The 22,329-nt window shown below is 40.6% G+C and carries 21 protein-coding genes; 17 read left to right on the top strand and 4 right to left on the bottom strand.

What is annotated here, in order from left to right:
- Nucleotides 1-72 precede the first annotated feature (72 nt).
- On the top strand, nucleotides 73-270 hold the full coding sequence (locus F3G98_RS05695; RefSeq protein ID WP_149725860.1) for a hypothetical protein: 198 nt from the start codon (nucleotides 73-75) through the stop codon (nucleotides 268-270).
- A gap of 8 nt (nucleotides 271-278) precedes the next feature.
- On the opposite strand, the gene F3G98_RS05690 is transcribed toward F3G98_RS05695, so the two are convergent.
- From F3G98_RS05690 to pta, 3 genes are read right to left on the bottom strand one after another with little or no spacing between them, the layout of a single operon-like run.
- On the bottom strand, nucleotides 279-1,349 hold the full coding sequence (locus F3G98_RS05690; RefSeq protein ID WP_103610710.1) for a tyrosine-type recombinase/integrase: 1,071 nt from the start codon (nucleotides 1,347-1,349) through the stop codon (nucleotides 279-281).
- 2 nt (nucleotides 1,350-1,351) lie between these two features.
- A complete protein-coding gene (locus F3G98_RS05685; RefSeq protein WP_149725859.1) occupies nucleotides 1,352-2,545 on the bottom strand; it encodes an acetate kinase in 1,194 nt (397 codons plus the stop codon).
- A gap of 1 nt (nucleotide 2,546) precedes the next feature.
- Nucleotides 2,547-3,914: a phosphate acetyltransferase gene (gene pta / locus F3G98_RS05680; protein ID WP_149725858.1), complete on the bottom strand. Its 1,368-nt coding sequence runs from the start codon at nucleotides 3,912-3,914 to the stop codon at nucleotides 2,547-2,549.
- A 66-nt stretch (nucleotides 3,915-3,980) separates the two neighbouring features.
- On the opposite strand from pta, the gene flgH reads away from it, so the two are divergent.
- The 16 genes from flgH (at nucleotide 3,981) to F3G98_RS10780 (ending at nucleotide 19,592) form a co-directional block, all read left to right on the top strand.
- Nucleotides 3,981-4,688 carry a flagellar basal body L-ring protein FlgH gene (flgH, locus tag F3G98_RS05675; protein ID WP_012001823.1) on the top strand — a complete coding sequence of 236 codons (708 nt, stop codon included), beginning with the start codon at nucleotides 3,981-3,983 and terminating at the stop codon, nucleotides 4,686-4,688.
- 340 nt (nucleotides 4,689-5,028) lie between these two features.
- The gene (locus tag F3G98_RS05670; protein ID WP_103608037.1) at nucleotides 5,029-6,174 is read left to right on the top strand and encodes a hydrogenase small subunit; all 1,146 of its coding nucleotides are present in this window, start codon (nucleotides 5,029-5,031) and stop codon (nucleotides 6,172-6,174) included.
- A gap of 9 nt (nucleotides 6,175-6,183) precedes the next feature.
- Nucleotides 6,184-7,902 (top strand): nickel-dependent hydrogenase large subunit, encoded by a 1,719-nt coding sequence (locus F3G98_RS05665; protein ID WP_103608036.1) that lies wholly within the window; start codon nucleotides 6,184-6,186, stop codon nucleotides 7,900-7,902.
- 9 nt (nucleotides 7,903-7,911) lie between these two features.
- Nucleotides 7,912-8,592, top strand: coding sequence for a Ni/Fe-hydrogenase, b-type cytochrome subunit (gene cybH, locus F3G98_RS05660; protein ID WP_103597678.1), 681 nt, complete (start codon nucleotides 7,912-7,914; stop codon nucleotides 8,590-8,592).
- A complete protein-coding gene (locus F3G98_RS05655; protein ID WP_103606751.1) occupies nucleotides 8,592-9,134 on the top strand; it encodes a HyaD/HybD family hydrogenase maturation endopeptidase in 543 nt (180 codons plus the stop codon). The genes cybH and F3G98_RS05655 overlap by 1 nt, the downstream gene beginning before the upstream one ends.
- Nucleotides 9,131-10,603, top strand: a complete 1,473-nt coding sequence (locus F3G98_RS05650) for a hypothetical protein (protein WP_149725857.1) — start codon at nucleotides 9,131-9,133, stop codon at nucleotides 10,601-10,603. The genes F3G98_RS05655 and F3G98_RS05650 overlap by 4 nt, the downstream gene beginning before the upstream one ends.
- Nucleotides 10,587-12,812: a carbamoyltransferase HypF gene (gene hypF / locus F3G98_RS05645; RefSeq protein WP_149725856.1), complete on the top strand. Its 2,226-nt coding sequence runs from the start codon at nucleotides 10,587-10,589 to the stop codon at nucleotides 12,810-12,812. The genes F3G98_RS05650 and hypF overlap by 17 nt, the downstream gene beginning before the upstream one ends.
- Nucleotides 12,813-12,857: 45 nt before the next feature.
- Entirely contained in the window at nucleotides 12,858-13,271 is a 414-nt protein-coding gene (gene nikR, locus F3G98_RS05640; RefSeq protein ID WP_012001817.1) for a nickel-responsive transcriptional regulator NikR, read from the top strand.
- A gap of 361 nt (nucleotides 13,272-13,632) precedes the next feature.
- Complete coding sequence (locus tag F3G98_RS05635) at nucleotides 13,633-14,898, top strand: DUF2157 domain-containing protein (protein WP_149725855.1); 1,266 nt, start codon at nucleotides 13,633-13,635, stop codon at nucleotides 14,896-14,898.
- Nucleotides 14,895-15,527, top strand: coding sequence for a GDYXXLXY domain-containing protein (locus F3G98_RS05630; protein ID WP_103617213.1), 633 nt, complete (start codon nucleotides 14,895-14,897; stop codon nucleotides 15,525-15,527). The genes F3G98_RS05635 and F3G98_RS05630 overlap by 4 nt, the downstream gene beginning before the upstream one ends.
- 123 nt (nucleotides 15,528-15,650) lie before the next feature.
- Nucleotides 15,651-16,463, top strand: coding sequence for a hydrogenase nickel incorporation protein HypB (gene hypB, locus F3G98_RS05625; RefSeq protein WP_103608504.1), 813 nt, complete (start codon nucleotides 15,651-15,653; stop codon nucleotides 16,461-16,463).
- On the top strand, nucleotides 16,463-16,702 hold the full coding sequence (locus F3G98_RS05620) for a HypC/HybG/HupF family hydrogenase formation chaperone (RefSeq protein WP_009293878.1): 240 nt from the start codon (nucleotides 16,463-16,465) through the stop codon (nucleotides 16,700-16,702). The genes hypB and F3G98_RS05620 overlap by 1 nt, the downstream gene beginning before the upstream one ends.
- Nucleotides 16,702-17,790: a hydrogenase formation protein HypD gene (gene hypD / locus F3G98_RS05615; RefSeq protein WP_149725854.1), complete on the top strand. Its 1,089-nt coding sequence runs from the start codon at nucleotides 16,702-16,704 to the stop codon at nucleotides 17,788-17,790. Before F3G98_RS05620 ends, hypD begins: the two co-directional genes overlap by 1 nt.
- 8 nt (nucleotides 17,791-17,798) lie before the next feature.
- Nucleotides 17,799-18,791, top strand: a complete 993-nt coding sequence (gene hypE, locus F3G98_RS05610; RefSeq protein ID WP_149725853.1) for a hydrogenase expression/formation protein HypE — start codon at nucleotides 17,799-17,801, stop codon at nucleotides 18,789-18,791.
- Nucleotides 18,791-19,132, top strand: coding sequence for a hydrogenase maturation nickel metallochaperone HypA (gene hypA / locus F3G98_RS05605; RefSeq protein ID WP_149725852.1), 342 nt, complete (start codon nucleotides 18,791-18,793; stop codon nucleotides 19,130-19,132). Before hypE ends, hypA begins: the two co-directional genes overlap by 1 nt.
- Before the next feature lie 196 nt (nucleotides 19,133-19,328).
- On the top strand, nucleotides 19,329-19,592 hold the full coding sequence (locus F3G98_RS10780) for a hypothetical protein (RefSeq protein WP_223231308.1): 264 nt from the start codon (nucleotides 19,329-19,331) through the stop codon (nucleotides 19,590-19,592).
- Nucleotides 19,593-19,818: 226 nt separating this feature from the next.
- On the opposite strand, the gene F3G98_RS05595 is transcribed toward F3G98_RS10780, so the two are convergent.
- Complete coding sequence (locus F3G98_RS05595; protein ID WP_149725851.1) at nucleotides 19,819-22,284, bottom strand: YhdP family protein; 2,466 nt, start codon at nucleotides 22,282-22,284, stop codon at nucleotides 19,819-19,821.
- Nucleotides 22,285-22,329: the final 45 nt, after the last annotated feature.

Raw genomic sequence — 22,329 nt, 5'->3', positions numbered from 1 at the left:
TGAGAGTGTATAGGCGTTTGCCTTTGGATTGCTTGGGCTTTAAGCTAAATTTGTCTCGTCATAAAGCAGTTCATGTCAAGCGCAGCAAAGATGAAGCTTCTCACCCAAAAGACAAAGATAGGCAACTTTAAATTTAAGATAGCTATCCACCAGCTTATCAAGCTTTTTAGCATCAAATTTCTAGCATTTTTGAGAGAATCAAAGTCCCTTGGCAACTTGCTTTGCAATAACAAAATGATAAATTTGCGTTTTTTTGCTATTAATGTATGAAATTTGATTTAAATTTGCTCATTTGCCAGATCCTCAGCCACTTTTGCGGCGAGTTTTAGCTTGTCGCTATCAAAGTGCGTGTAAATTCGCGAGGTATTTAGGCTTGCATGCCCAAGAGCTTCTTGCACTAGTACAAGGTCTTTTTGCTTTTTATAAAGCATCGTTGCAAAGGTGTGGCGCAGCATATGAGCGCCATTTTTCTCTTTTCTGATGCCAGCTTTAAATAAAATTTGCTCAACTATGCGGCTAACATAAGCCTGTGTGAGCCTTGTGCCTTTTTTATTTATAAAAAGATAGCCCTCTTTGTTGATGTAGTTTATCGCGATCGCGTTTAGATGAGCTTCGATTAGGTGGCGCTTTATCATTACGATGCGGTATTTGTTGCCTTTGCCACGGATCCTAATGATAAAAAGATCGCCATCTTCAGTGATATCTTTTCTCTTTAAATTTAGCGCCTCACTCACACGGATGCCAGTAAAGATAATGACCTTGATGATGAGCTTGTTGCGGTTTGAGTTTTGCTTAAAGTCGCTCTCCTCGATCGCCTCAAGAAATTTCTTGACCTCCTCTTCACCCATAAACTCAGGCAGCTTTTGACCTTTATTGCCACTAACGCCGCCCCAGTTTTTTAAATTTATATCAAAAACATGAGCCTTGCCATCCTCTTCGTTTTGTTTATCTAAAAATGCAAAGAAATTTATCACTGAAATTCTGTAGTTTTTCTTGCTCGCATCACTTAGTCCGCCAGTAGTACTTGCTAGAATTTCACTTAGCAGCTCTTCATCGATCTGTTTTAGGCTGCTAAGCTCATAAAATTTCATCGTCTCATATATCTTTTTAAGCGGGTTGAAGTAGGTGTTTATGCCAGTTAGCCCTGCATTTCTAGCGCTTTTTACCAGCCCATCAAGCTGCTCTATGTTTTTTATCTCGCGGCTTAGGGCGAAATTTACACTTGCAAGTGCCTTTGGGTCTCTTAGCTCCTTGTTTGAAAGCGAGCTAAGTTTAAATTTGACATAACGAGTTAGCCAAAAGATAAATGAGCTCTCAAAACTATCTTTGCAGTCAAGTGGAAATTTCATGCTTAAAGCGTTCTCTCTTTTATCACTCTGGCTGTCTCTATGGCGATCTCAAGCTCTTCGTTGGTTGGTATGATGAGAGTTTTTATCTTAGCGCCTTCTTCATCTATGCACCTCTCGCCTCGCTCGTTTGAGAAATTTAGCTCGTGGTTGATGTGGATACCAAGATGCTTTAGATCATCACAAATTTTTTGCCTTGTATTTGGCGCATTTTCGCCGATACCGCCAGTAAATATGAGCGCATCAACACGCCCTAAAATAGCGTAGTATGAGCCGATATACTTTTTCACTCGGTAGCAAAACATCTCAAACGCAAGCTTTGCGCGCTCGTCGTTTTGCATCTTAGCTACGACCTCTCTCATGTCGCTTGAGCCACAAATTCCAAAAAGTCCGCTCTTTTTGTTTAAGAAGTTATCGATCTCGTTCCACTTTAAAACGCCGATATTTAGCAGATAGATGACCACGGCTGGGTCCATGTCACCGCTTCTTGTGCCCATTATGAGCCCTTCAAGTGGGCTAAGACCCATCGAGGTGTCGATGCTTTTGCCATTTTGCACAGCACAAGCTGAGGCGCCGTTGCCTAAGTGAAGTGAGATAGCGTTAAATTTATTAAACTCTATGCCAAGCATTTTTGCCGCTTGCTTGCAGACATATCTGTGTGAAGTGCCGTGAAAGCCATATTTTCTGATGTGATGGGTCTTGCAAACGTCGTAGGGTAGGGCGTAGCGGTAGGCGTACTCTGGCATGCTTTGATGAAACACAGTGTCAAAAACGACTACGTGAGGCACATTTTTGCTCTCTTTCATCGCATTTTTGATGCCAGCAAGGTGACCTGGGTTGTGAAGTGGAGCAAGTGGGCTTATCTCCTCGATCTTTTTGATGACGCTTTCATCAACGATCATCGAGCTAAAAAAGCTCTCGCCGCCATGAACTATCCTGTGTCCGATGCCGTCAAGCTCGCTTAGATCGTGCAGTGTATGCGATGTGGTAAAGAGCTCGTTCATCGCCTCAAGTCCGTCGTGGTGGTCTTTTATGAAGCGTTTTATCTCATAAATTTCGCCATTTGCTTTTAGCACCGCCCTTGAGCTAGAGCTGCCGATTTGCTCGACTAGGCCGCTTGCTAGACTTGTTTTTGTCTGCATTTCAAAAAGTTGAAATTTTATCGAGCTGCTACCTGAGTTTAAAACTAAAATTCTCATGTCACTCTCCTGCTTGTATCGCGCTTATTAAGATGGTATTTACGACGTCTTCGACGAGACAGCCGCGGCTTAGGTCATTTACTGGCTTTTTTAGCCCTTGAAGTATCGGCCCCACTGCTAGGGCATTTGCGCTTCGCTGAACGGCCTTGTAGCAGATGTTTCCGCAGTTTAAATTTGGAAATATAAATACATTTGCCTGCCCAGCGACATCAGAATTTGGCATCTTTTTACTAGCCACGCTTAGATCAACCGCTGCGTCAAACTGAATTGGCGCTGCGATCTTTAAATTCACATCAAGCTCGCTCGCCTTTTTGGCAGCCTCTTTTACAAACTCCACATCAGCCCCGCTACCACTATCAGCCGTAGAGTAGCTTAGCATGGCGATCTTTGGGCTAAGACCAAAGGCACTTGCCGTCTGAGCACTGCTTAGCGTTATGCTTGCTAGCTCATCGCTGCTTGGATTTGGCGTGACGGCGCAGTCTGCAAATAGTAAAATTTCCTCATCAAGCGCCATGAAAAATGCCCCGCTTACCACACTTACATTTGGTTTTGTTTTTATGATCTGAAGGGCTGGGCGGATAGTATCAGCCGTGCTCATCGTAGCGCCACTCACCAAAGCATCTGCTATGCCTTCATGTATTAGCATCGTGGCAAAGTAAATTTTATCTTTTGCAAGCGCATTTGCCTTGGCTTCGTCCACGCCTTTATGCTTTCTTAGCTCATAAATTTTCTTTGCAAACTCTTCGCTCAGCTTATTTTGCGCTGGGTTTAGTACCTTTGCTTTGCTTAAATTTAGCCCCAAAGTGGCTGCCTTTTTTGAAATTTCGCTCTCAAGCCCTAGCAAGATGATGTTTGCCGCACCTTTTTCTAGCACGATGTGGGCTGCTTTTAAAATTCTCTCATCATCACTCTCTGGCAAAACAACGGTCTTGTTTGCCGTTTTGGCTCTTTTTAGAAGCAAGCTTTGAAATTTAAATGGCGTGATGATGTCGTGCTCATAGTTTAAAATTTCATCAAATTTATCAGTTATTAGAAGTTTTGAGTTTAAATTTAGCGCCCTTAGCTCGTTTGCATTTTCATCAAAGATTGGAGCGTTTAAATTTCTAGCTAGCTTTAAATTTAGCTCGCTCTTGCCAAAGACGCTAAAGCCCTCACAGCCAATGACTATGACGAAGTCGCTCTTAGTCTTTAACTCTTCAAATTTATCTATAAATTTTAAAAAAAACTCCTTTTCATTTAAATTTATTAGATTTTTTTTGTCGTTTTCGTCTGGAGTTATCTTAAAGATCTCAACTTTTTTGAATTTTGTAGCTATAATTTCCTGCAAATATGCTAGATTTTTGTCTGAAAAAATGTAACAACTTTTCATTTGTGACCTTTTTGGGAACTTAAATTGCTTAATCTTAGCACAAAGATACTTATTTTAAGGCATTTTATGAACTATAAAAAGATTTGGCTCGTCACATTTGCGGGCATTTTTTACACAGGTTGTACCCCAAGTGCAGATCCTCACATCAATATGAAACCTCCAGTTTATGTCGAGCAACTCCCTTCAAAAGACAGTGGTAGCGGTCAAAGCAACGCTGGCAGTCTCTTTGGCAAGGGCGACAACCCGCTATTTTCAGATAGAAAGGCGATGAATGTAAATGACATCGTAACCATCGTCATCTCTGAAAACGCAAGTCAAATTTCAAGTGGCAGCAAAAGTACCAACAAAGATAGCACCATTTCGCTTGGTGGCGGCGTTTTCACAGCTGGAGCCGCGCCGCTCTCAACCGTGGCTGATAATCTAAACAAATACGGCGACATCGGCTTTAAAGCAGGTGGTGGCAATAAATTTACAGGTAGTGGCACGAGCAACAGAAGCGAGAAATTTACCGCGACCATCTCAGCTAGGATCATCAAGATCCTAAATAACGGCAACTACTTCATCGAAGGCAGCCGCGAGCTACTAATAAATGGTGAAAAGCAGATCATGCAAGTAAGTGGCGTCATCAGACCTTACGACATCTCACAAAACAACGAGATCGACTCAAAATACATAGCTGATGCCAAAATTTTGTATAAAACTGAGGGCGAGCTAGACAAATCTACCAAAAAGCCTTGGGGCACAAGACTTATGGAGGCTATCTGGCCATTTTAATACAAATTTAAAAGCCTAAATTTAACCCGTTTAGGCTTTTGTAATTTTTACCTTAAATTTTACTCTTCTTAAAAACACTAAATTATTTTTTAAAATTATTAAAAATTTAATTGATATTTACTTTCAGAAAAATAGAATTCTTGCCATATCATTTCTCAAAATAGGATAAATTCTCACTAAATATTATTTTTTAACATATTTTAAGATTATTGATTTCAAGGCATTTAAATTTTATTTTAAAATTTGTTTAAATATAATTATTAATATAACAAAATAATATATGTTTTTTTTAAAAAAAGATAAGATACAAAATAAACAAATTTCAAATGAAGGAGCTTATATGAATAATGACTTGCGTCAAAAGATAGATAGACGCTTAAGCGAACTTAGTGCATTGCCTAAGATGAAAAATGACACTAGTATTGCGCAGCTTTTAAAAGATAAGGGCTTTACTAGGCGTGATTTTATGAAGTGGGCTGGTGCGATGACAGCTTTTATGGCATTGCCAAGTGCGATGACGCCGATGGTTGCTCGCGCTGCTGAGCTAAGCGATAGGCTCCCAGTGATATGGCTTCACATGGCAGAATGCACTGGCTGTAGCGAGGGCTTGCTAAGAACTGACGCTCCAAGCATAGATAGCCTTATATTTGACTACATAAGCCTTGAATACCACGAAACTATCATGGCGGCTGCTGGCTGGCAGGCTGAAGAAAATTTAGAGCATGCGATAGAAAAATATAAGGGCAGATACATCCTGCTAGTTGAGGGTGGCGTCCCAACGGGAGCTACTGAGCACTTTTTAACAGTCGGACCTCACGGCACAACAGGCAAAACTCACGCTGTAAATGCCTCTGCTAATGCGGCTGCCATCTTTGCTATTGGTACCTGTTCTAGCTTTGGCGGTGTTCAAGCAGCTAAGCCAAATCCAACAAATGCAGTCGGACTTTCAAAGGTGACTGATAAGCCAGTCATAAACGTGCCAGGCTGTCCTCCAAGCGAGAAGAACATCGTTGGCAACGTGCTTCACTTTTTGCTATTTGGCACACTTCCTGCGCTTGATGTTTATAACAGACCAAAATGGGCTTATGGCTTAAGAATTCACGATCTTTGCGAGAGACGTGGTCACTTTGATGCAGGCGAGTTTGTCCAAAGCTTTGGCGACGAGGGCGCAAAAAATGGCTACTGCTTATACAAAGTAGGCTGTAAAGGTCCATATACATTTAATAACTGCTCGCGCGAGAGATTTAATCAACACACATCATGGCCAGTTCAAGCAGGTCACGGCTGTATAGGCTGCTCAGAGCCAGACTTCTGGGATACGATGGGGCCGTTTGAAGAGCCGATGGCTGATAGGCTATTTGACACTGTTTTGGGGCTTGGTGCTGATAATGTAAGTGATAAAATAGGCATTGGAATTTTAGCACTTGCTGGTGTTGGCATAGCGGCTCACGCTGCACTAGCTTGTATGAGTAAAGATAAAGAATAAGGCGAAAAAATGAGCGAAAAAAGAATAGTAATAGACCCTATAACACGTATCGAAGGGCACTTAAGAATAGAAGTCGTAGTCGATGAAAACAACATTGTCAAAGAGGCTTACTCTGGCTCAACTCTTTGGAGAGGCTTAGAGCAGATAGTAAAAAACAGAGACCCAAGAGATGCTGGCTTTTTCATGCAAAGAATTTGCGGTGTTTGCACATACTCACACTACAGAGCAGGTATAGTCGCAGTTGAGGACGCCCTTGGCATCAAGCCTCCGCTAAATGCTGAGCTAACTAGAACGCTTATGAACGCAGCTTTATATCTTCACGATCACATCGTGCACTTTTATCAGCTTCACGGCATGGACTGGGCAGACGTCGTCTCTGCACTAAGCGCAGACGTGCATAAGGCTAGCGAAGAGGCGTTTAAATATACAAGCACCCCTTTTGCCACGGGAGCTGACAAGCTAAAAGAGGTAAAAGAGAGGGTTGAAGCCTTTGTTAAAAAGGGCAACCTTGGACCATTTGCTAACGCATACTGGGGACATAGCACATATAAATTTACTCCTGAGCAAAATTTAATCGTCCTCTCTCACTACTTAGAGTGCCTTAGAATCCAAAGAACAGCAGCTCAGATGATGGCTATCTTTGGTGCAAAAAACCCACATCCACAAAGCCTAACAGTTGGTGGCGTGACTTGCGTGATGGACCTGCTTGATCCAGCTAGAATGGGCGAATATATGAGTAAATTTGCTGAGATCAAAGAATTTGTAGATAGAGCTTACTATCCAGATATTTTGATGGCTGCTAAGGCTTATGCAAACGAGCCAAGCGTTCTAAACGACGTTGGCGTATCAAATTTACTTTGCTACGATGAGTTTTTGATCGGCAAAAGTGACCATCTATTTAAAGGCGGCATTATCTTAAATGGTGATATTAGCAAGGTTTATGATATCGACGAAAACAAAATTACAGAAGAGGCGACAAGATCTTGGTATAAAAATGACAAAGCACTTCACCCATATGACGGCGAGACTGAGGCAAACTACACTGGCCTTGTTGATGGCGAGAGCATAGACGGCGAGGGCAAGCTGGCTCACAGCAAGCTTTTTGACACAAAGGGCAAATATAGCTGGATCAAAGCACCAAGATATGATGGCATGCCTATGCAAGTAGGACCGATCGCAAGCATCGTCATAAACTACGCTAAAGGCAACGAGAGAGTTAAAAAGGTAGTTGATGAGTTTTTAGCAAAGAGTGGCTTGCCACTAAGTGCAGTCTTTTCAACTCTAGGCAGAACCGCTGCTCGTATGCTTGAGGCAAAAGTGGTCGCAGAGCACACAATGGACGCATTTAATGCCTTGATCGAAAATTTAAAGACAGATCAAGAGACCTGCGCAAAATATGTAATCGATAACAAAAAGGAGTACAAAGGAAATTTTCAAGGCAACGCTCCACGAGGCGCGCTAAGCCACTGGTGCCGCATAAAAGATGGCGTCATATCAAACTGGCAAGCAGTTGTGCCAAGCACTTGGAATGCCTCACCAAAAGACGCTAAAGGTCAAATGGGAAGCTACGAGGCGTGCTTAGTTGGTATGAAGATCGCTGATCTTTCAAAACCACTTGAGATAATACGAAAAATTCACTCTTACGACCCTTGCATCGCGTGTGCCGTGCATGTTATGGACACGAAGGGAAATGATTTGAGTACTTATAAGATAAATCCAAATTTGTAAGGAGAAAAGATGTCACATAAAAATCCTGACAGGATCAGCGAATACGAATTCTCCATCGGCGTTAGGCTGACACACTGGATTAGATTTATAGCTATCACGCTTTTGATTGTGAGCGGCTACTACATCTCTTATGTCTTTATGAGTCCAGAGATCACGAGCGAGCCTACAAATTTCATGCAAGCAAAGTGGCGTTTGGCGCACCAGGTCGCTGGCTTTGTGCTAATAGCGGTATTTATCTTTAAATTCTATCTATTTGTCTTTGATAAGCACAGCAAAAAAGAGTGGATGAGCGTGCTTGACTTTTTAAGTCCAAAAGTTTGGATAGCGCAGATAAAATACTACATCTTTATGGGGCCACACCCGCATTTAAGGGGCGTTTATAACCCATTGCAGTTTGCCTCATACTTTTTCTTTTACGTCATCTTGGCACTCATCTGCCTAACTGGCTTAGTGCTTTACGCTCACGTTTATCACGAGGGACTTGGCGGAGCGATCTACGAGCCAGCGAGATACTTTGAAGAGCTTATGGGCGGACTAGCAAATGTTAGAACGATACATAGAATTTGCATGTGGATCATCATGATATTTGTGCCTATTCACGTTTATATGGCGATATTTAACGCCGTTAAAGGCAAAAATGGAGCGATGGACGCCATCGTTAGTGGCTATAAATTTGTAAAAGAACACTGATGAGAGTGCTTGTTCTTGGCATTGGCAACGTTATGTTTGCTGATGAGGGCATAGGTGTTCATTTTGTAAATTTGATGGCTAAAAACTATAAATTTACAAGTTCTAAAAACGAGCTTACTCTAATGGACGGGGGCACTTTAGCCCTCGCTCTAACTCACATAATAAGCGAATTTGACTATCTTATCGTCGTTGATTGCATTAGCGCAAATGGCGCAAGCGTGGGCGATGTTTATTTTTTTGATTTTCTAAACGTACCAAATTTTATCAGCTGGGACGGCTCGGCTCACGAGATCGAGATGCTTCAAACCCTTCATCTAATGGAGCTTGCAGGCGATAGGCCGACAACCAAAATCCTAGGCATCGTGCCTAGCCGCATAGAGTCATCAAATTTTAGCCTCTCAGATGAAGTGATAAAAGCTTCTAGCATCCTAGAAAAAACGCTACTTGATCACTTAAAAGAGCTTGATTTTAAGTTCGAAAAGGTGGCAAATTTCACCTTAAATGATACCCTCGATGACTACGCCAAAAAAGGTTTAAAATGATACTTGCTTTTAAATTTGACTGCTTTAAAGACCCAGCCTTTTTGGCGCCATTTTTACGCTCATTGGCTAAAGAGCTTAGACACTCTATAAGCTGCAAAAATGATCAAATTTGCCTAAAAGTAAGTGGCTCTGTCGAGGAGCTTAGCGCCCTAGCAGACAGAGCTAGCATCATCTTGCCTTATAGCCTTTTTATAAAGCATAGCGAGGTTGATGTGGCAGATGAGCTTGACATGGCGGGCGAAATTAAGAAAGTAAAATTTGGCACGCTTAGCCCATCTCAAGCGGCGGCATTTTTGGCTAATGGCAAGGCTATTTTAAATGAAAGTGGTGCGCTCTCTTTGAGTAAATTTGATGGCGAGATAACGCTTGAAAATTTTAATGAAAAGCTAAAAACCTGCATAAATTTATTAAAAAACGGCAAGGGCGTTTGCGTAGAGCAAGATGAAAATTTATATGAAATTTCTCTTGGGGTAAAATTTGATGCAAATTTCTTGATGCCTGTAAATTTAAAGCAGCTACCAAAAATTTTTATCGCCGATGATAGGGTGCAGATCGCGCTTGCTAGCTTTGAAAAGCCACTTTTGGCACTAAAAACGACAGCCATTTACAGGCAAAACCACGAGGATGCACCGATATTTTTTGACGTGATGGCGCCAAATGATCTTTTTCTTTACGCCCTTTGCGAGCAGCTAAATAAAGAGGACTTTAGTTTTTTAAGCGTTTCTGTAAAGGAGCAAAAAAGCGCTCTTTCAAGGCTAATTTTGCTTGAAAATAGCGCGCTTTTAAGCCCATTTTTTTATACAAAAGATGAGGAATTTGAGCTTGAGAGTTTTGGCGAAGTGGCTTTGGGGCTTAAATTTAGCAAATTTAGCGATGATGAAATTTGCCTGCTTTCAAAATCAAGCAAAACGCAACTTCTATTTTTACCAAAATTTAGCAGCTTTGAAGAAATTTATGAGCTCATAAGAGCTGATGAGGGCGGCGAAAGACTACTTGAAAACTTTAGTAAAGAGCGCGCCTTGCCAAGTGGTAAATTTAGCTCAAACGCTAGCTTTTTCTCGCTATTTTGCATAGCTGGACGCTTGCTCGGCTTAAGCAGTGACTTTAAAAAAGCAGGGGAGAATTTGCTCCTTATGGCAAGCGATTTTAGCGGTCAAAAGGGCGTTAGGATAGATTATAAGATGAAAGATGACTTTGGTTTAGACGGGGTTAAGTTTGTAAAAAGTATTATTTCATTTATCCTTGCTGGCGCTGGAGAGAAGAATATCAGCTTTGGTTGCACCGAGTCTTTGGCGCATTTTTTGAGCGATTTTAGCTATGAAAAACGAGATAAATTTAACATTAAAAATGTTACTTTAAGCGGGGATTTATTTTATAATAAGGTAGTTAGCAACTTGATAAAAAAGCACCTAAACCCAAATATAAAAACAAATTTTGACCCCGGATTTGGCGTTGAGATCAAGCTTTAGATATGAGATCAAAGGCTTAGTTCAAGGCGTTGGTTTTAGACCTTTTGTCTATACTTTGGCGGACAAATTTAAGCTAGTTGGCGAAATTTACAACGATGATGAGGGCGTGAAGCTAAATTTTAGCGGCGAAGAGGCCAGCTTTTTAGCTTTTGAAAAAGAGCTTTATGAGAAGCTACCAGCCCTTGCTAGGATCGATGAACTGCATAAATTTAAGATAGATAAAATTTATAAAAAGCTTGAGATCGTAGCCTCAAAGTCGGCTACCAAACAAGCGCCTATTTTGCCTGATTACGCGCTTTGCGATGACTGCTTGCGCGAGTTTTATGACCCTACAAATCCACGCTACAAATACCCATTTATAAACTGCACCAACTGCGGGCCGAGATTTTCCATCATCAAAGCATTGCCTTATGACAGGGTAAATACGACGATGAATGAGTTTAAGATGTGCGAGTTTTGTGAGAGCGAGTACAAAGACCCGCTTAATCGCCGCTACCACGCAGAGCCGATCTCTTGCCCAAACTGCGGGCCAAAACTCTATCTAAAAGATAAATTTGGCAAAGTCTTGGCTAGCGAGAATGAAGCAGCCAAAGAGGCGGCTAGGCTCATAAACGAGGGCAAAATTTTAGCCATTAAAGGTCTTGGTGGCTTTCATCTAGTTTGCGACGCGACAAATGAAGCTGCAGTTTGCGAGCTAAGAGCCAGAAAGCACCGCCCAAGTAAGCCATTTGCTCTGATGAGTAAAAATTTGCAAAACGCCAGAAAAATAGCGCAAATTTCAGAGGCTGAGGCGAAGCTTCTTAGCTCAAATTTAAAGCCAATCGTCTTGCTTGAAGCAAAAAATGGCTCAAATATCGCAAAAAGCGTCGCTCCAAATTTAAATAAGCTTGGCGTCATGCTCGCATTTAGCGGCATACATCTTTTGCTTTTTGATTATTTAGAGCACGACATCATCGCAACTAGCGCAAACATCTCAGGCGAAGTCGTGATAAAAGATGAGAGCGAGCTAAGAGAGAAACTAGGTGATGTTATAGACTTTTATCTTGATCACGACCGAGAAATTTACTCGCCAAGTGACGATAGTATCGCATTTTGCGTTGGCGATGAGACAATTTTTACAAGAACAAGCCGTGGGCTAAATCCAAATTTTATCCATACAAATTTCAAACAAAAAGGGACATTTTTAGCCCTTGGAGCGGAGCTAAAAAGCTCATTTTGTATCTACAAAGATGGACTTTTGATGGTTAGTCCATATATCGGCGATCTAAAAAACGTGGCGACTTTTGATAGGTTTAAGGACATTTTCACCCTTTTTGAAACAACTTATGATCTAAAAATAGACAAGGTCATAGCCGATCTGCATCCAAATTTTTTAAATACAAAATGGGCGAAGGATCAGGGCTTTGAGCTAATTCATCTGCAGCATCACTACGCACATTTGCTAAGTGTCATCTTTGAAAATGATTTGCCTGACAAAGAGTATCTTGGCTTTTGTTTTGACGGCACTGGATACGGCGAGGACGGTAAAATTTGGGGTGGCGAGGTTTTTAGGCTGGATAGCAAGAGCTATGAGCGAATTTATCACTTTGATGAATTTAGCTTATTTGGCGGCGAAAATAGCATAAAAAATATCTATCTCATCGCTTATTCTATTATTTTAAAGTACGAGCTTGAGGATGAGGGGCGTAAATTTTTAGTAAATTTTGATGAAAAGATGCTTAGAAATTTCAAGATGATGGAGCAAAAGGGGCTAAATTTAGTAAAAACTAGCTCCGTTGGTAGGATATTTGACGCGTTTGGTGCGATAATATGTGGCATATCTCACTCAAGTTTTGAGGGTGAGAGTGGCATGAGGCTTGAGGCGCTTTATGATAAAAATTTAGATGCGTGTTATAAATTTAGCCTAAATGACGGAGTTATCGGCTTTAAAGATGCTTTTAAAAGTGCCCTAAAAGATGAGCCAAGAGTGGCGGCAACGGCATTTATAAATGGCATGGCTGATATTATTTTTGAAATTTCTAAAAATGAGAAAAAAGAGATTTTATTAAGTGGCGGAGTTTTTCAAAATAAGACTTTGCTTGAGCTTATTTACAAAAAATTTACTGAAGCAAATTTGAAATTTTATATCAATAAAAAATTCTGCAGTAACGATTCTAACGTAAATTTAGGGCAAATTTATTATTATTTATCCACATTTTCTAATAAGTGATGTATAATGATTATAAACGGTAATCAAACGAGAAAGGAGCAAAAAATGGATAGTGTTATACGTTTTAGTGTCTCTTTGCCTAGTCAATTACTAGACGAACTAGATAGAAAAGTTAGCGAACAAGGCTACGCTTCTAGAAGTGAATTTACAAGGGATTTGATCCGTGAAAAGATCGTAAACGATAGCTGGAAGGACGCTGACGAGGAGTTGATTGGGGTTTTGACGCTCATTTATGTGCATCATCACAACGATTTGGTGAATAAAAAAATGGATATCGAGCATGACTCTGATGTGAAGATCATCTGCACAAATCACGTTCATGTCGATCACCACAACTGCTTAGAAACGATCTCGATAAGAGGTGAGGCTAGCAAGATAGAGCGCTTTGCTGATAGGATTGCTGGCTTAAAGGGTGTTAAGTTTTCTAAACTTACAAAGGCCGCTGTGCCTAAATTTTAAGCTAAAAGCTTTTTTGGCTCTTAAATTTAGGTTTTTTGTAAATAGCTAGCAGCGCTTTCTTGGCTGCAGAGCTTGTCTTATTTTGTCTTTTTGGTAGTTTTTAGCAGTTTTTGTGATCCATTTTTGCAAATTGATAGCGGGTTTTGCTATTTCTTGCTTGCCTGATATCTTTTTTGTGGCGAAAGTTTGATGACCGTTTCTTTTTGCTTGGGCTTTGGCTAAAGCTAAATTTGCAAAAGCCCGCCCAAGTTTTTTGGCTTTGTAAATTTCTCCCTTTTTTTACTTTATTTTTGTTCTAGCATTTTTGGCGCTTGTATGCTATCATTAGCCACAAAAAAATGTCATTTAAAGAGAATGAAAGATGAATTTTTACAATAGAAATTTTCTAGCCAAAGAGCTAGATCGCTGGCAAAAAGAGGATGTGGTCGATAAGGCCACCGCTTTAAAGATAGCAAATTTATATGATATAGATATAAACGCTCATAGCGAAAAGACTAGTTTTATATTAAAGTTGGTTGCCTATCTCTTTTTCGCGCTGGCATTTTTTACGCTAGTTGGAGCCTACTGGGAGGAGATACCAAGGATGGGGCGCCTTGTTATCATCTTTGGAGTGCTTACTCTTTTAAATTTTGGCGGAGTTTATTATCTCAAAAAGGGCAAAGATAAGCTTGGCACAGCCACGCTCTTTTTGGGAAATTTCTGCTACGGAGCAGCCATAGCGCTTATCGCTCAAATTTATAACATTAGCGACGAGCCAAGCGGTGGAGTTTTGCTCTGGAGCGTTGGAGCTATGGCGCTCTCTTTTGCTAGCAAAAAGGCCTTGCTGGTGGCTCAAAGCCTTGTTTTTGCGACGATCTGGTTTGTTTTAAAAGGCATGGGTGGCGAGTTTGCTTATGAATTTATCGTCTTTATAGCTCTTGGTGCCTACACGCTTTATAAAAGTGACTCGGCATTTCTTGCCATTGTGCTTCTAGCGGATATATTTTTCTATATCATTTCGCTTTGCGCTAAGATCAGTGGGTTTGATGAATTTTATGGCTATGATGATCTTATGTTTAGAGCGCCGATGGCTGCTACTTTATCGCTCTCATACGCGCTTTTACTTGTCGCGCTCTTTAGCGTGTTAGCTGGCTTTAGAGATAGACTGGCGCACCTTGTGAAAGGTTTTGGCAAGTATCTTGGCATCATTATCTTGATCATTTGCCTGATAGCTTATGCAAATGGCGATATCTACGAGCTAGAAGAAGATAAATTTTGGTTTGCAAAAGCATTTTTTTATAGCAGTTTTGGCAAGGTTTTTGCCGTATTTAGCATCGCTAGCATTGCGCTATTTTTCAAAGAGAAAAACAAAAGCGGCTTGCTTCTTGGCTTGATACTCTTTGCGTTGCCATTTGTCTTTAGCTTGGGCGTGGGATATGCAAATATCTTCTTCTCGCTAGCAAACATCATCGTCGCAGCAGTGCTTATCAAAAATGGCGAGCTAACGCTTGGACTATGCATGATATTCTTAGTTGCGGTGGTTAGATACTTTGAGCTAATAGGCGATTATTTGGGGGCTACGGCGCTATTTATCGTCTTTGCCTTCGTCGTGCTCGCAGTCGCTGCTAAAAAAGGACGTACAAAATGAAGATAAGATCACTAATACTAGCCATAATCTTTCAAATTTTGCTAATAATTGCGATGCTCGCATACGCGCTCATGCCACTTTATCTTGGAAAAGAGATAAAAGTGAGGGTAAATCTTTACGATCCAAGGGATCTCTTTCGGGGAAACTACGTGAGCTTAAGCTATGATTTTTCAAATCTGCAGCAGTCTAAATTTGATGAAAAAACTGGCGTTGAGATATATATATATGATAGAAATATCTCAAAAAATGATGAAATTTACGCCATTTTAAAGCAAGATGCTAATGCAACTTACGCTTTTGATAAATTTAGCTTTACTAAGCCAAAAGATGCTCTTTTCTTGGCTGGTAAATTTGATGGATACTCATTTGTAAAATACGGCATCGAAGAGTTTTACATGCCAACTAAAAAGGCAAAGCAAACTGAGCGAGAGATGATGGATCAAGATGTGGATGCTGTTGCTGTTTTGATGGTGATGGATGATGGTAGGGCAAGGCTAAAAGATCTCATCATCACACCAAATGGCAAAAAAAGAAGCAATGATGAAAATTTTGATGAAAATGGCTACACAGATGATAACGAGAGCCTTGAAGAGCTAGATAAGAACATTCGTTTGCAAGATCAAAGGTAAATTTAAAGGGTAATTAAAAAACGGGTTAATTTATCTCATTTGCATAAAATGCTCTTAAATTTTAATTTTATTTTTAAATTTAAGCGTTAAAATCTCTAAAAATTAATAAAAAAGGATAATAAAATGTGTAAAGATTGCGGTTGTTCAATGGGTAATCACGCCCACACTCACACTCACGCTGATGGCACTACTCACTCACACCCACACACTCACGACGGGCATACGGATCACGCTCATGACGCACACGAGCATAGTCACGAGGCTCACGCACACCCTGTGCTAAACGAGAGCAAAACCATAGACGTGATAGAGAAAATTCTATCTGAAAACGACAAAGAGGCCGCTCACAACAGAGCGCATCTTGATGAGAAAAAGATACTTTGTGTAAATTTGATGAGTAGTCCAGGCGCTGGCAAGACTACGCTTTTAGAGGCTACGATAAAGGCTGGTAAATTTAAGATAGGCGTTGTAGAGGGCGATTTAGAGACCAACCAAGACGCCGACCGCATAGTAAAAGCTGGCGCAAAAGCTCATCAGATAAGCACAGGTCAGACCTGCCATTTAGACGCTTTTATGGTGCATGAGGGGCTTCATCACCTACCACTAAACGAGCTTGATCTAGTCTTTATAGAAAATGTTGGAAATTTAGTCTGTCCTGCAAGCTACGACGTTGGCTCACACTTTAACGCTGTGCTTCTTTCGGTGCCAGAGGGCGATGATAAGGTGAGCAAATATCCAGTGATGTTTAGGGCAGCTGACGTGCTTTTGATCACAAAAGCTTCGCTTGCACCGCACTTTGACTTTGATATCGAGCGAGTGAAAAATGACGCTAGAAAGCTAAATCCAAAGATTGATATCTTTGTAGTAGATAGCAAAACAGGGGAGGGCATCGATAAGTGGATAAGTTATTTGGAATTTAAAAAAGAGCTAAGATAATGTGTCTTTCGATCCCTTCAAAAGTAATAGAAATAGATGAAAATAACGTTGCTACCGTCGAGACTCTGGGTGTTACTAGAAAGGTAAGCCTAGATCTCATATCTGAAGAGGTAAAGGTTGGCGAATACGTGCTAATACACGTTGGATATGCCATGCAAAAGATCGATACACAGTTTGCGCTGGAGAGCTTGGAGGTCTATCAAAAGATCGCTGAAGATATGGACGCGGGGAAAATTTGATGGATCTTATCAATGACTTTCGTGATAAAAACTTAATCCTAGCCCTTTCAAAACTGATACAAAAAGAGAGCGTAAAACCGCTAAATATCATGGAAATTTGCGGTGGCCACACGCATAGCATTATGAAATTTGCACTGCCAAGCTTAGTTGGAGAGCATATAAATTTCGTCCATGGCCCAGGCTGTCCGGTTTGCGTCATGCCAAAGAGCCGCATAGATGAGGCCTGTAAGCTAGCTAGCATGGATAATGTGATCTTTTGCACGCTAGCTGATATGCTAAGAGTGCCTGGCTCAAAGACCAGCTTGCAAAAGCTTCGCGGCGAGGGGCATGATATAAGGGCACTTTATACGCCACTTGATGCGCTAAATTTAGCCCAGCAAAATCCAGACAAAAAGGTCATATTTTTTGCCATTGGCTTTGAGACAACAACGCCGATGAGTGCAAATTTAGTTGAAAAAGTGGTGCAAGAGGGCATTAAAAATTTATACTTTCATATAAATCACGTAACCGTCCCAGCTCCAGTTAGAGCTATAATGAGCGATGAAAACGTAAGGATAGATGCATTTTTAGGGCCAAGCCACGTGAGCGTCATCACTGGAAGTAAAATTTACAAAGAGTTAGCAGATGAGTTTAAAAGACCGATCGCCATTAGCGGTTTTGAGCCGCTTGATATCATGGCAAGTGTGCTAAATTTAGTCCGTCAGCAAAACGCAGGCACTTATGAAGTCTATAACGAGTATGCAAGGGCGGTCAAAGAAGAGGGCAACGTCAAGGCAAAAGAGCTCATAGCTAAGTACTTTGAGCCGTGCGACTTTGTCTGGAGAGGCCTTGGCGAGATAGCGCAAAGTGGCATGAAACTAAAAGACGAGTTTGCCTATCTTGACGCTAGAGTGCAGTTTGACTGCAGCGTAGAGAGCGCTGGCGAGAGCAAAGCTTGCATTTGTGGGCAAATTTTAAGAGGGCTAGCAAAGCCGACAGAGTGCAAGGTCTTTGGCAAGGTCTGCAACCCACAAAATCCGATAGGATCGTGCATGGTCTCAAGTGAGGGCGCTTGTGCGGCATATTTTAAATACGCAAGAGTTGGTTAAGGAATTTAATGAAAAAGATAATGCTAAGCCACGGCGGCGGCGGCGAGGAGATGAACTCGCTTATAAACGAGACGATATTTAAAATTTTTGATAACGAAATTTTAAGACAGAGCAACGACTCAGCGATACTAAATTTAAACGGAAAGATCGCATTTAGCTCCGATAGCTTTGTGGTAACTCCCATTTTTTTTAACGGCGGCGACATCGGTAAGATCGCAGCTTGCGGCACGATAAACGACCTAGCGATGGTTGGAGCAAGTGCAAAATACCTAAGCTGCTCGCTCATCATCGAAGAGGGGCTTAGTATAGAAGAGCTCGAGCGCGTGCTTGGCTCGCTTGCGAAAACTTGCAAAGATAGCGGCGTGAGCGTAGTTTGCGGCGATACAAAGGTCGTGCCAAAGGGCAAATGCGATAAAATTTTCATAAACACAGCAGGCATCGGCGAGATAGTTTGCGAGGGTGTGGAGCTTAAAAATTTAAAAGCAGGAGCAAAAATTTTAATCTCTGGAGATGTTGGTAGACACGGCGGTGTGGTGCTTGCAGCAAGAGAGGAATTTGAGCTTGGGCTTGATCTAAAAAGTGACTGCAAGAGCCTAAAAGAGGTTGTCTTAAAGCTATTTAGCTCTGGCATAAAACCACAAACCATGCGTGATGCGACAAGGGGCGGACTAAGTGCCGTGCTAAACGAGTGGGCTAAATTTAGTAAATTTGATATCTTGGTCTTTGAAGAAAATATCAAGGTAGCAGATGAAGTGATGGGCGTTTGTGAGCTATTTGGTTTTGAGCCTTATGAGCTTGCAAATGAGGGCACTTTTGTGATGGCTGTTGATGAGAGCCAGGCTGAAGAGGCACTTAAAATTTTAAGAGAATTTGATAAAAACGCGATGATAATAGGCGAGATATTGGAAGCCAAAAACGAGCGTGTCATCATCGAAAACGCCTATAAATCAAGAAGATTTCTCGAGCCGCCAAAGGGCGAGCTACTACCAAGGATCTGCTAATGCACGAGCTTAGTATCGTTCAAAATTTAGTCAGCCTTTGCGAGAAAAATGCTGCCAAAGGAAACGCAAAAGAGATAAGCAAGATCGAGATAAAAGTTGGCCGCTTAAGCGGAGTGGAGCCACACTATCTGGAGAGTGCATTTGATGTTTATAAGACTGGCACGATCTGCGAAAACGCCGAGCTTGTCATAAATTTACAAGGCATTGTTGTAGAATGTTTGGATTGTGGATTTGGCGGGGAGCTTAGCGAAAATGACTTTACCTGTCCAAAGTGCAAAAGCCAAAATTTAAAGGTAACTGACGGCGAAGATATGTATCTCATGCGCCTTGAGATGAAGTAAAATTTTACGTATTATAATGCGTAAAATTTTATGAATTTATTGATTTTTTATGGATAGTGTTAAATTTTTTCTCAATCAAACGTTTAAAGAGCTATAAAAACGAGCAAGAGCATAAAAGAAATTTTGCTAGTGCAGATTGGCTTAAAAGCTTGGTATTTTAGAAATTGCCACTAGAAATTTGGCTTTTAAGGCTTTAGTGGATAATAACAAGGTAGATATTTTAAGCTCTTTTGGTGGCTACTTCAAGCTAGATGATCTCTTTGTCTCAAAGCAAACTTTTGGATTTTGGGCGAAAATCATCGATGAAGCCAAAATCCACAATGATATCGTCAATCTTGATAAGCTTGATTTTAAAAAGTATTCTAAATTTAACCGCAAAAATAAACTTTTAAACTATCAAAAAGTAAAGATTTTATATGACCTTGCTGTTAAAATTCGAAACCGAGCATTTTCATTTTGAAAATCTTTATAAGCTAAATGACGATCAAACGCCGAGAATTTCAACTCGTGTTGGTAAAACTTTAGTAGGCATTGACCCGCAAATGTTAGAAGATTTGATTAATGATGCGTTGTTTTGTTTTGATGAGGATCTGGCAAGATACTTAGAATGAGTGGCGGATAATAAGCTCCGCCGTGAACTTCACCGAAATTATACTAAACAATAATTATTTTTTGCTTAACGCTTTTTACTCAAATATCAAAAACGGAGCCTGCAGAACGTTTCTTATTATTTTTAGTGGTGAGAGCAGGGCATCTTGCAAGATCTGCGTCGAGTATTCTGGCTTTTCGGTTGTGCCACGTATGGCGATGACGGTTGAGAGCGAGCGGTCTTTGCCAAGGATGATTTGGTTGATAAGTGGGATCTTGTCGATGATGCCGCTTGCGTCTTTTAGTATCTTTAGCTCAAGGTCGATGTTTATCTTTTTGCTCTTTAGATCGATCGTGCCGCGTCCGCCGATATCTGCGCTCGTGCCTATCATCTCAATCGCTAAAAACTCGATCACGTCGCCCTTTCTAGTAAGTAAAATTTTGCCGTTTTTAACAGTAAAACCCTTGTCGTTAAAGTCAGGCGTTTTAAAGCTAAGAAGCGACGGCACCGAGTTTAAAAAGCTTAAAAGCCTTTGATAAAAGATGTAGTCTTTTAGATACGTGCCAAAAAATCTCACCTCGGCCTTGAAATTTTTCGAGCTCTCTCCAAGCATTTTTAGGCGAAATTTACCGCCCTCAAAGCTCTTGACGCCAAAAAGGTCGTTGATAAATTCGCCACTTATATCAGTTGCGTCTAAATTTATGCTTTTCTCATCGCTAAAATATCCAACCCTGCCTTGCTTTGCTAGCCCGTTTAGCGAGGTGCTTTTGCCTTTTTTCTCGGCGCTAAAGCTAGTAAATGGCAAGGTTTTGTTTAGATCTTGCAAGATGATGTCGCCATTTTTTGCAAAGAGCTCAAGTGGCGTGCTTTGCTCTTTTGTACTGTTGTCATCAAGGACAAGCAAATTTAGGTCGTTGCTCTTAGCTTCTATGCCTTTTTCGGCGATGCTTAAAGCGAGTTTCTTACTCGCACTTTGCATCTTTACGCCAGCCTTTGAGACCGTGATCAAAAAGTCGTCACTATCATATTTTGAGCCATTTTTATCCAAAAACGGCAGGTCAAATTTAAGCCCTTTTGCCAAAATTTCAAGATTAGTAAAGTCCTTACTCTTTATGCTCACGTCTTCAAAGCCAAGCACGCCATTTTGCTTTAAAACTGGGGAGTTTTGCATGATGAAGTTGCTGTTTTTTGTAGTTATCACGCTTTCATCGCCAAAGCTTAAATTTAGCCCAAAAGGCTCAATACTAAGCGTGGTCTCATTTGGCTTACTAAAGTCAAGAAGTGCAGTAAATGGCTCTTTTTTAAAGGCTAAAATTTCATCATTTTTCTCTTTTAGGTCAAAGCTTTCTATGACGCCTTTTATCTCGCCGGTGCTTTTTTGTAAATTTATATCTACTTTTGCATTTGCTCTGAAAAAGTCAAGCCCAAAGCCGCTTGCATCAACGCTTAAATTTGTCGTATTTATGAGCTTTACAAGGGCACTTTTAGCGTTAAATTTACTCCCAGCGATATCTAAAACTGCGTCACTTATCTTAAAATCGCCATTTGCAATAACGCTCTTTTCGTCAAAATTTTCCAAACTCTTTTCGTCAAGTTTTATTAAAATTTTTAAGCCAGCGTCCATTTTACCGCTTAGTTGCTTGACTGGCACGATGATCTTGTAGGCTCTTAATATATCATTTATCGCCTCATCATAAATGGAATTTGTCTTTATAAATAGCTCTAAATTTGCACTTTTTTCATCAAAGATGTTGTTTATCGCTACGTTTGAGCCATCAAGCTTTTTGCCTTTATAAACGGGAGCTGTAAGGTCAAATTTAAGCTTTGAGTTATTAAGCGTGATGTTTGCCTCAGCGACATTTACTGCTGGCAAGCCTTTTTCAAATTTAACAAGTAAATTTTTAGCATAGGCAGTCGCATTTAGCTCGTTTAGATAAAAGTCATTTTTGGCAATATCGACCTTGCCGTTTATCTCATTTAGATGATAGTCGTTTGCCACGATGTAGCCATATATCCAGTTTTTAACCTCGCTGTTTAGCTCTATGCGCCTATCAAGCTCGTCTATAAAGTCCTTGATGCTGCCAGCGTTTACATCGTAGGCTTTGTAGGTTAAAAATGTATCTTTTAAGGCAAAGCTAAGTTTGCCATTTAGCTCGTGTGAGGTGAAATTTCCATCAAATTTATAGTCATCTTTGTCAAAATTTGCACTTCCCTCGCCGCTAATACTGACATTAAAGTCTTTAAAACTCAAATTTCTTACTATGAAGCGATCTATGCCATCTTTCTGCTTATTTTGAAATTTGATATCGATGTTTAGATAAGGGCTATCAACGAAAAATATATCATCTAAAAATAAAATTTTGATCTTAAAATCATCGCCGATTTGCACGCTCTCAAGTGAAATTTCTTGAAAAAAGGTCTCAAGATAATCAACGCCCTGACTAAGGTTTAAAAGTCTCTCATCGCTAGCTTTTTGCGCCACGTCTTTTTTAAAGCTTGGTAGCTTGATCTGCTTTGCTCTTACAATTAATTTTTTATCTAACTTTATATATAATTGCTCCAATTTTACGCCGTAAAACTCGAAATCGTTAATTTTTATGCCGTATTT

The sequence above is a fragment of the Campylobacter concisus genome (assembly GCF_902460895.1).
GTDB lineage: Bacteria > Campylobacterota > Campylobacteria > Campylobacterales > Campylobacteraceae > Campylobacter_A > Campylobacter_A concisus_BC.
Note: the sequence above shows the minus strand (reverse complement) of the source record. Positions and strands in the feature narration are given on the sequence as shown.

What these genes read in the sequence shown, in the direction of transcription:
- F3G98_RS05695 (WP_149725860.1), top strand. Translation starts at nt 73, where the DNA reads ATGTCAAGCGCAGCAAAGATGAAGCTTCTCACCCAAAAGACAAAGATA.
- F3G98_RS05690 (WP_103610710.1), bottom strand. Translation starts at nt 1,349, where the DNA reads ATGAAATTTCCACTTGACTGCAAAGATAGTTTTGAGAGCTCATTTATC.
- F3G98_RS05685 (WP_149725859.1), bottom strand. Translation starts at nt 2,545, where the DNA reads ATGAGAATTTTAGTTTTAAACTCAGGTAGCAGCTCGATAAAATTTCAA.
- pta (WP_149725858.1), bottom strand. Translation starts at nt 3,914, where the DNA reads ATGAAAAGTTGTTACATTTTTTCAGACAAAAATCTAGCATATTTGCAG.
- flgH (WP_012001823.1), top strand. Translation starts at nt 3,981, where the DNA reads ATGAACTATAAAAAGATTTGGCTCGTCACATTTGCGGGCATTTTTTAC.
- F3G98_RS05670 (WP_103608037.1), top strand. Translation starts at nt 5,029, where the DNA reads ATGAATAATGACTTGCGTCAAAAGATAGATAGACGCTTAAGCGAACTT.
- F3G98_RS05665 (WP_103608036.1), top strand. Translation starts at nt 6,184, where the DNA reads ATGAGCGAAAAAAGAATAGTAATAGACCCTATAACACGTATCGAAGGG.
- cybH (WP_103597678.1), top strand. Translation starts at nt 7,912, where the DNA reads ATGTCACATAAAAATCCTGACAGGATCAGCGAATACGAATTCTCCATC.
- F3G98_RS05655 (WP_103606751.1), top strand. Translation starts at nt 8,592, where the DNA reads ATGAGAGTGCTTGTTCTTGGCATTGGCAACGTTATGTTTGCTGATGAG.
- F3G98_RS05650 (WP_149725857.1), top strand. Translation starts at nt 9,131, where the DNA reads ATGATACTTGCTTTTAAATTTGACTGCTTTAAAGACCCAGCCTTTTTG.
- nikR (WP_012001817.1), top strand. Translation starts at nt 12,858, where the DNA reads ATGGATAGTGTTATACGTTTTAGTGTCTCTTTGCCTAGTCAATTACTA.
- F3G98_RS05635 (WP_149725855.1), top strand. Translation starts at nt 13,633, where the DNA reads ATGAATTTTTACAATAGAAATTTTCTAGCCAAAGAGCTAGATCGCTGG.
- F3G98_RS05630 (WP_103617213.1), top strand. Translation starts at nt 14,895, where the DNA reads ATGAAGATAAGATCACTAATACTAGCCATAATCTTTCAAATTTTGCTA.
- hypB (WP_103608504.1), top strand. Translation starts at nt 15,651, where the DNA reads ATGTGTAAAGATTGCGGTTGTTCAATGGGTAATCACGCCCACACTCAC.
- F3G98_RS05620 (WP_009293878.1), top strand. Translation starts at nt 16,463, where the DNA reads ATGTGTCTTTCGATCCCTTCAAAAGTAATAGAAATAGATGAAAATAAC.
- hypD (WP_149725854.1), top strand. Translation starts at nt 16,702, where the DNA reads ATGGATCTTATCAATGACTTTCGTGATAAAAACTTAATCCTAGCCCTT.
- hypE (WP_149725853.1), top strand. Translation starts at nt 17,799, where the DNA reads ATGAAAAAGATAATGCTAAGCCACGGCGGCGGCGGCGAGGAGATGAAC.
- hypA (WP_149725852.1), top strand. Translation starts at nt 18,791, where the DNA reads ATGCACGAGCTTAGTATCGTTCAAAATTTAGTCAGCCTTTGCGAGAAA.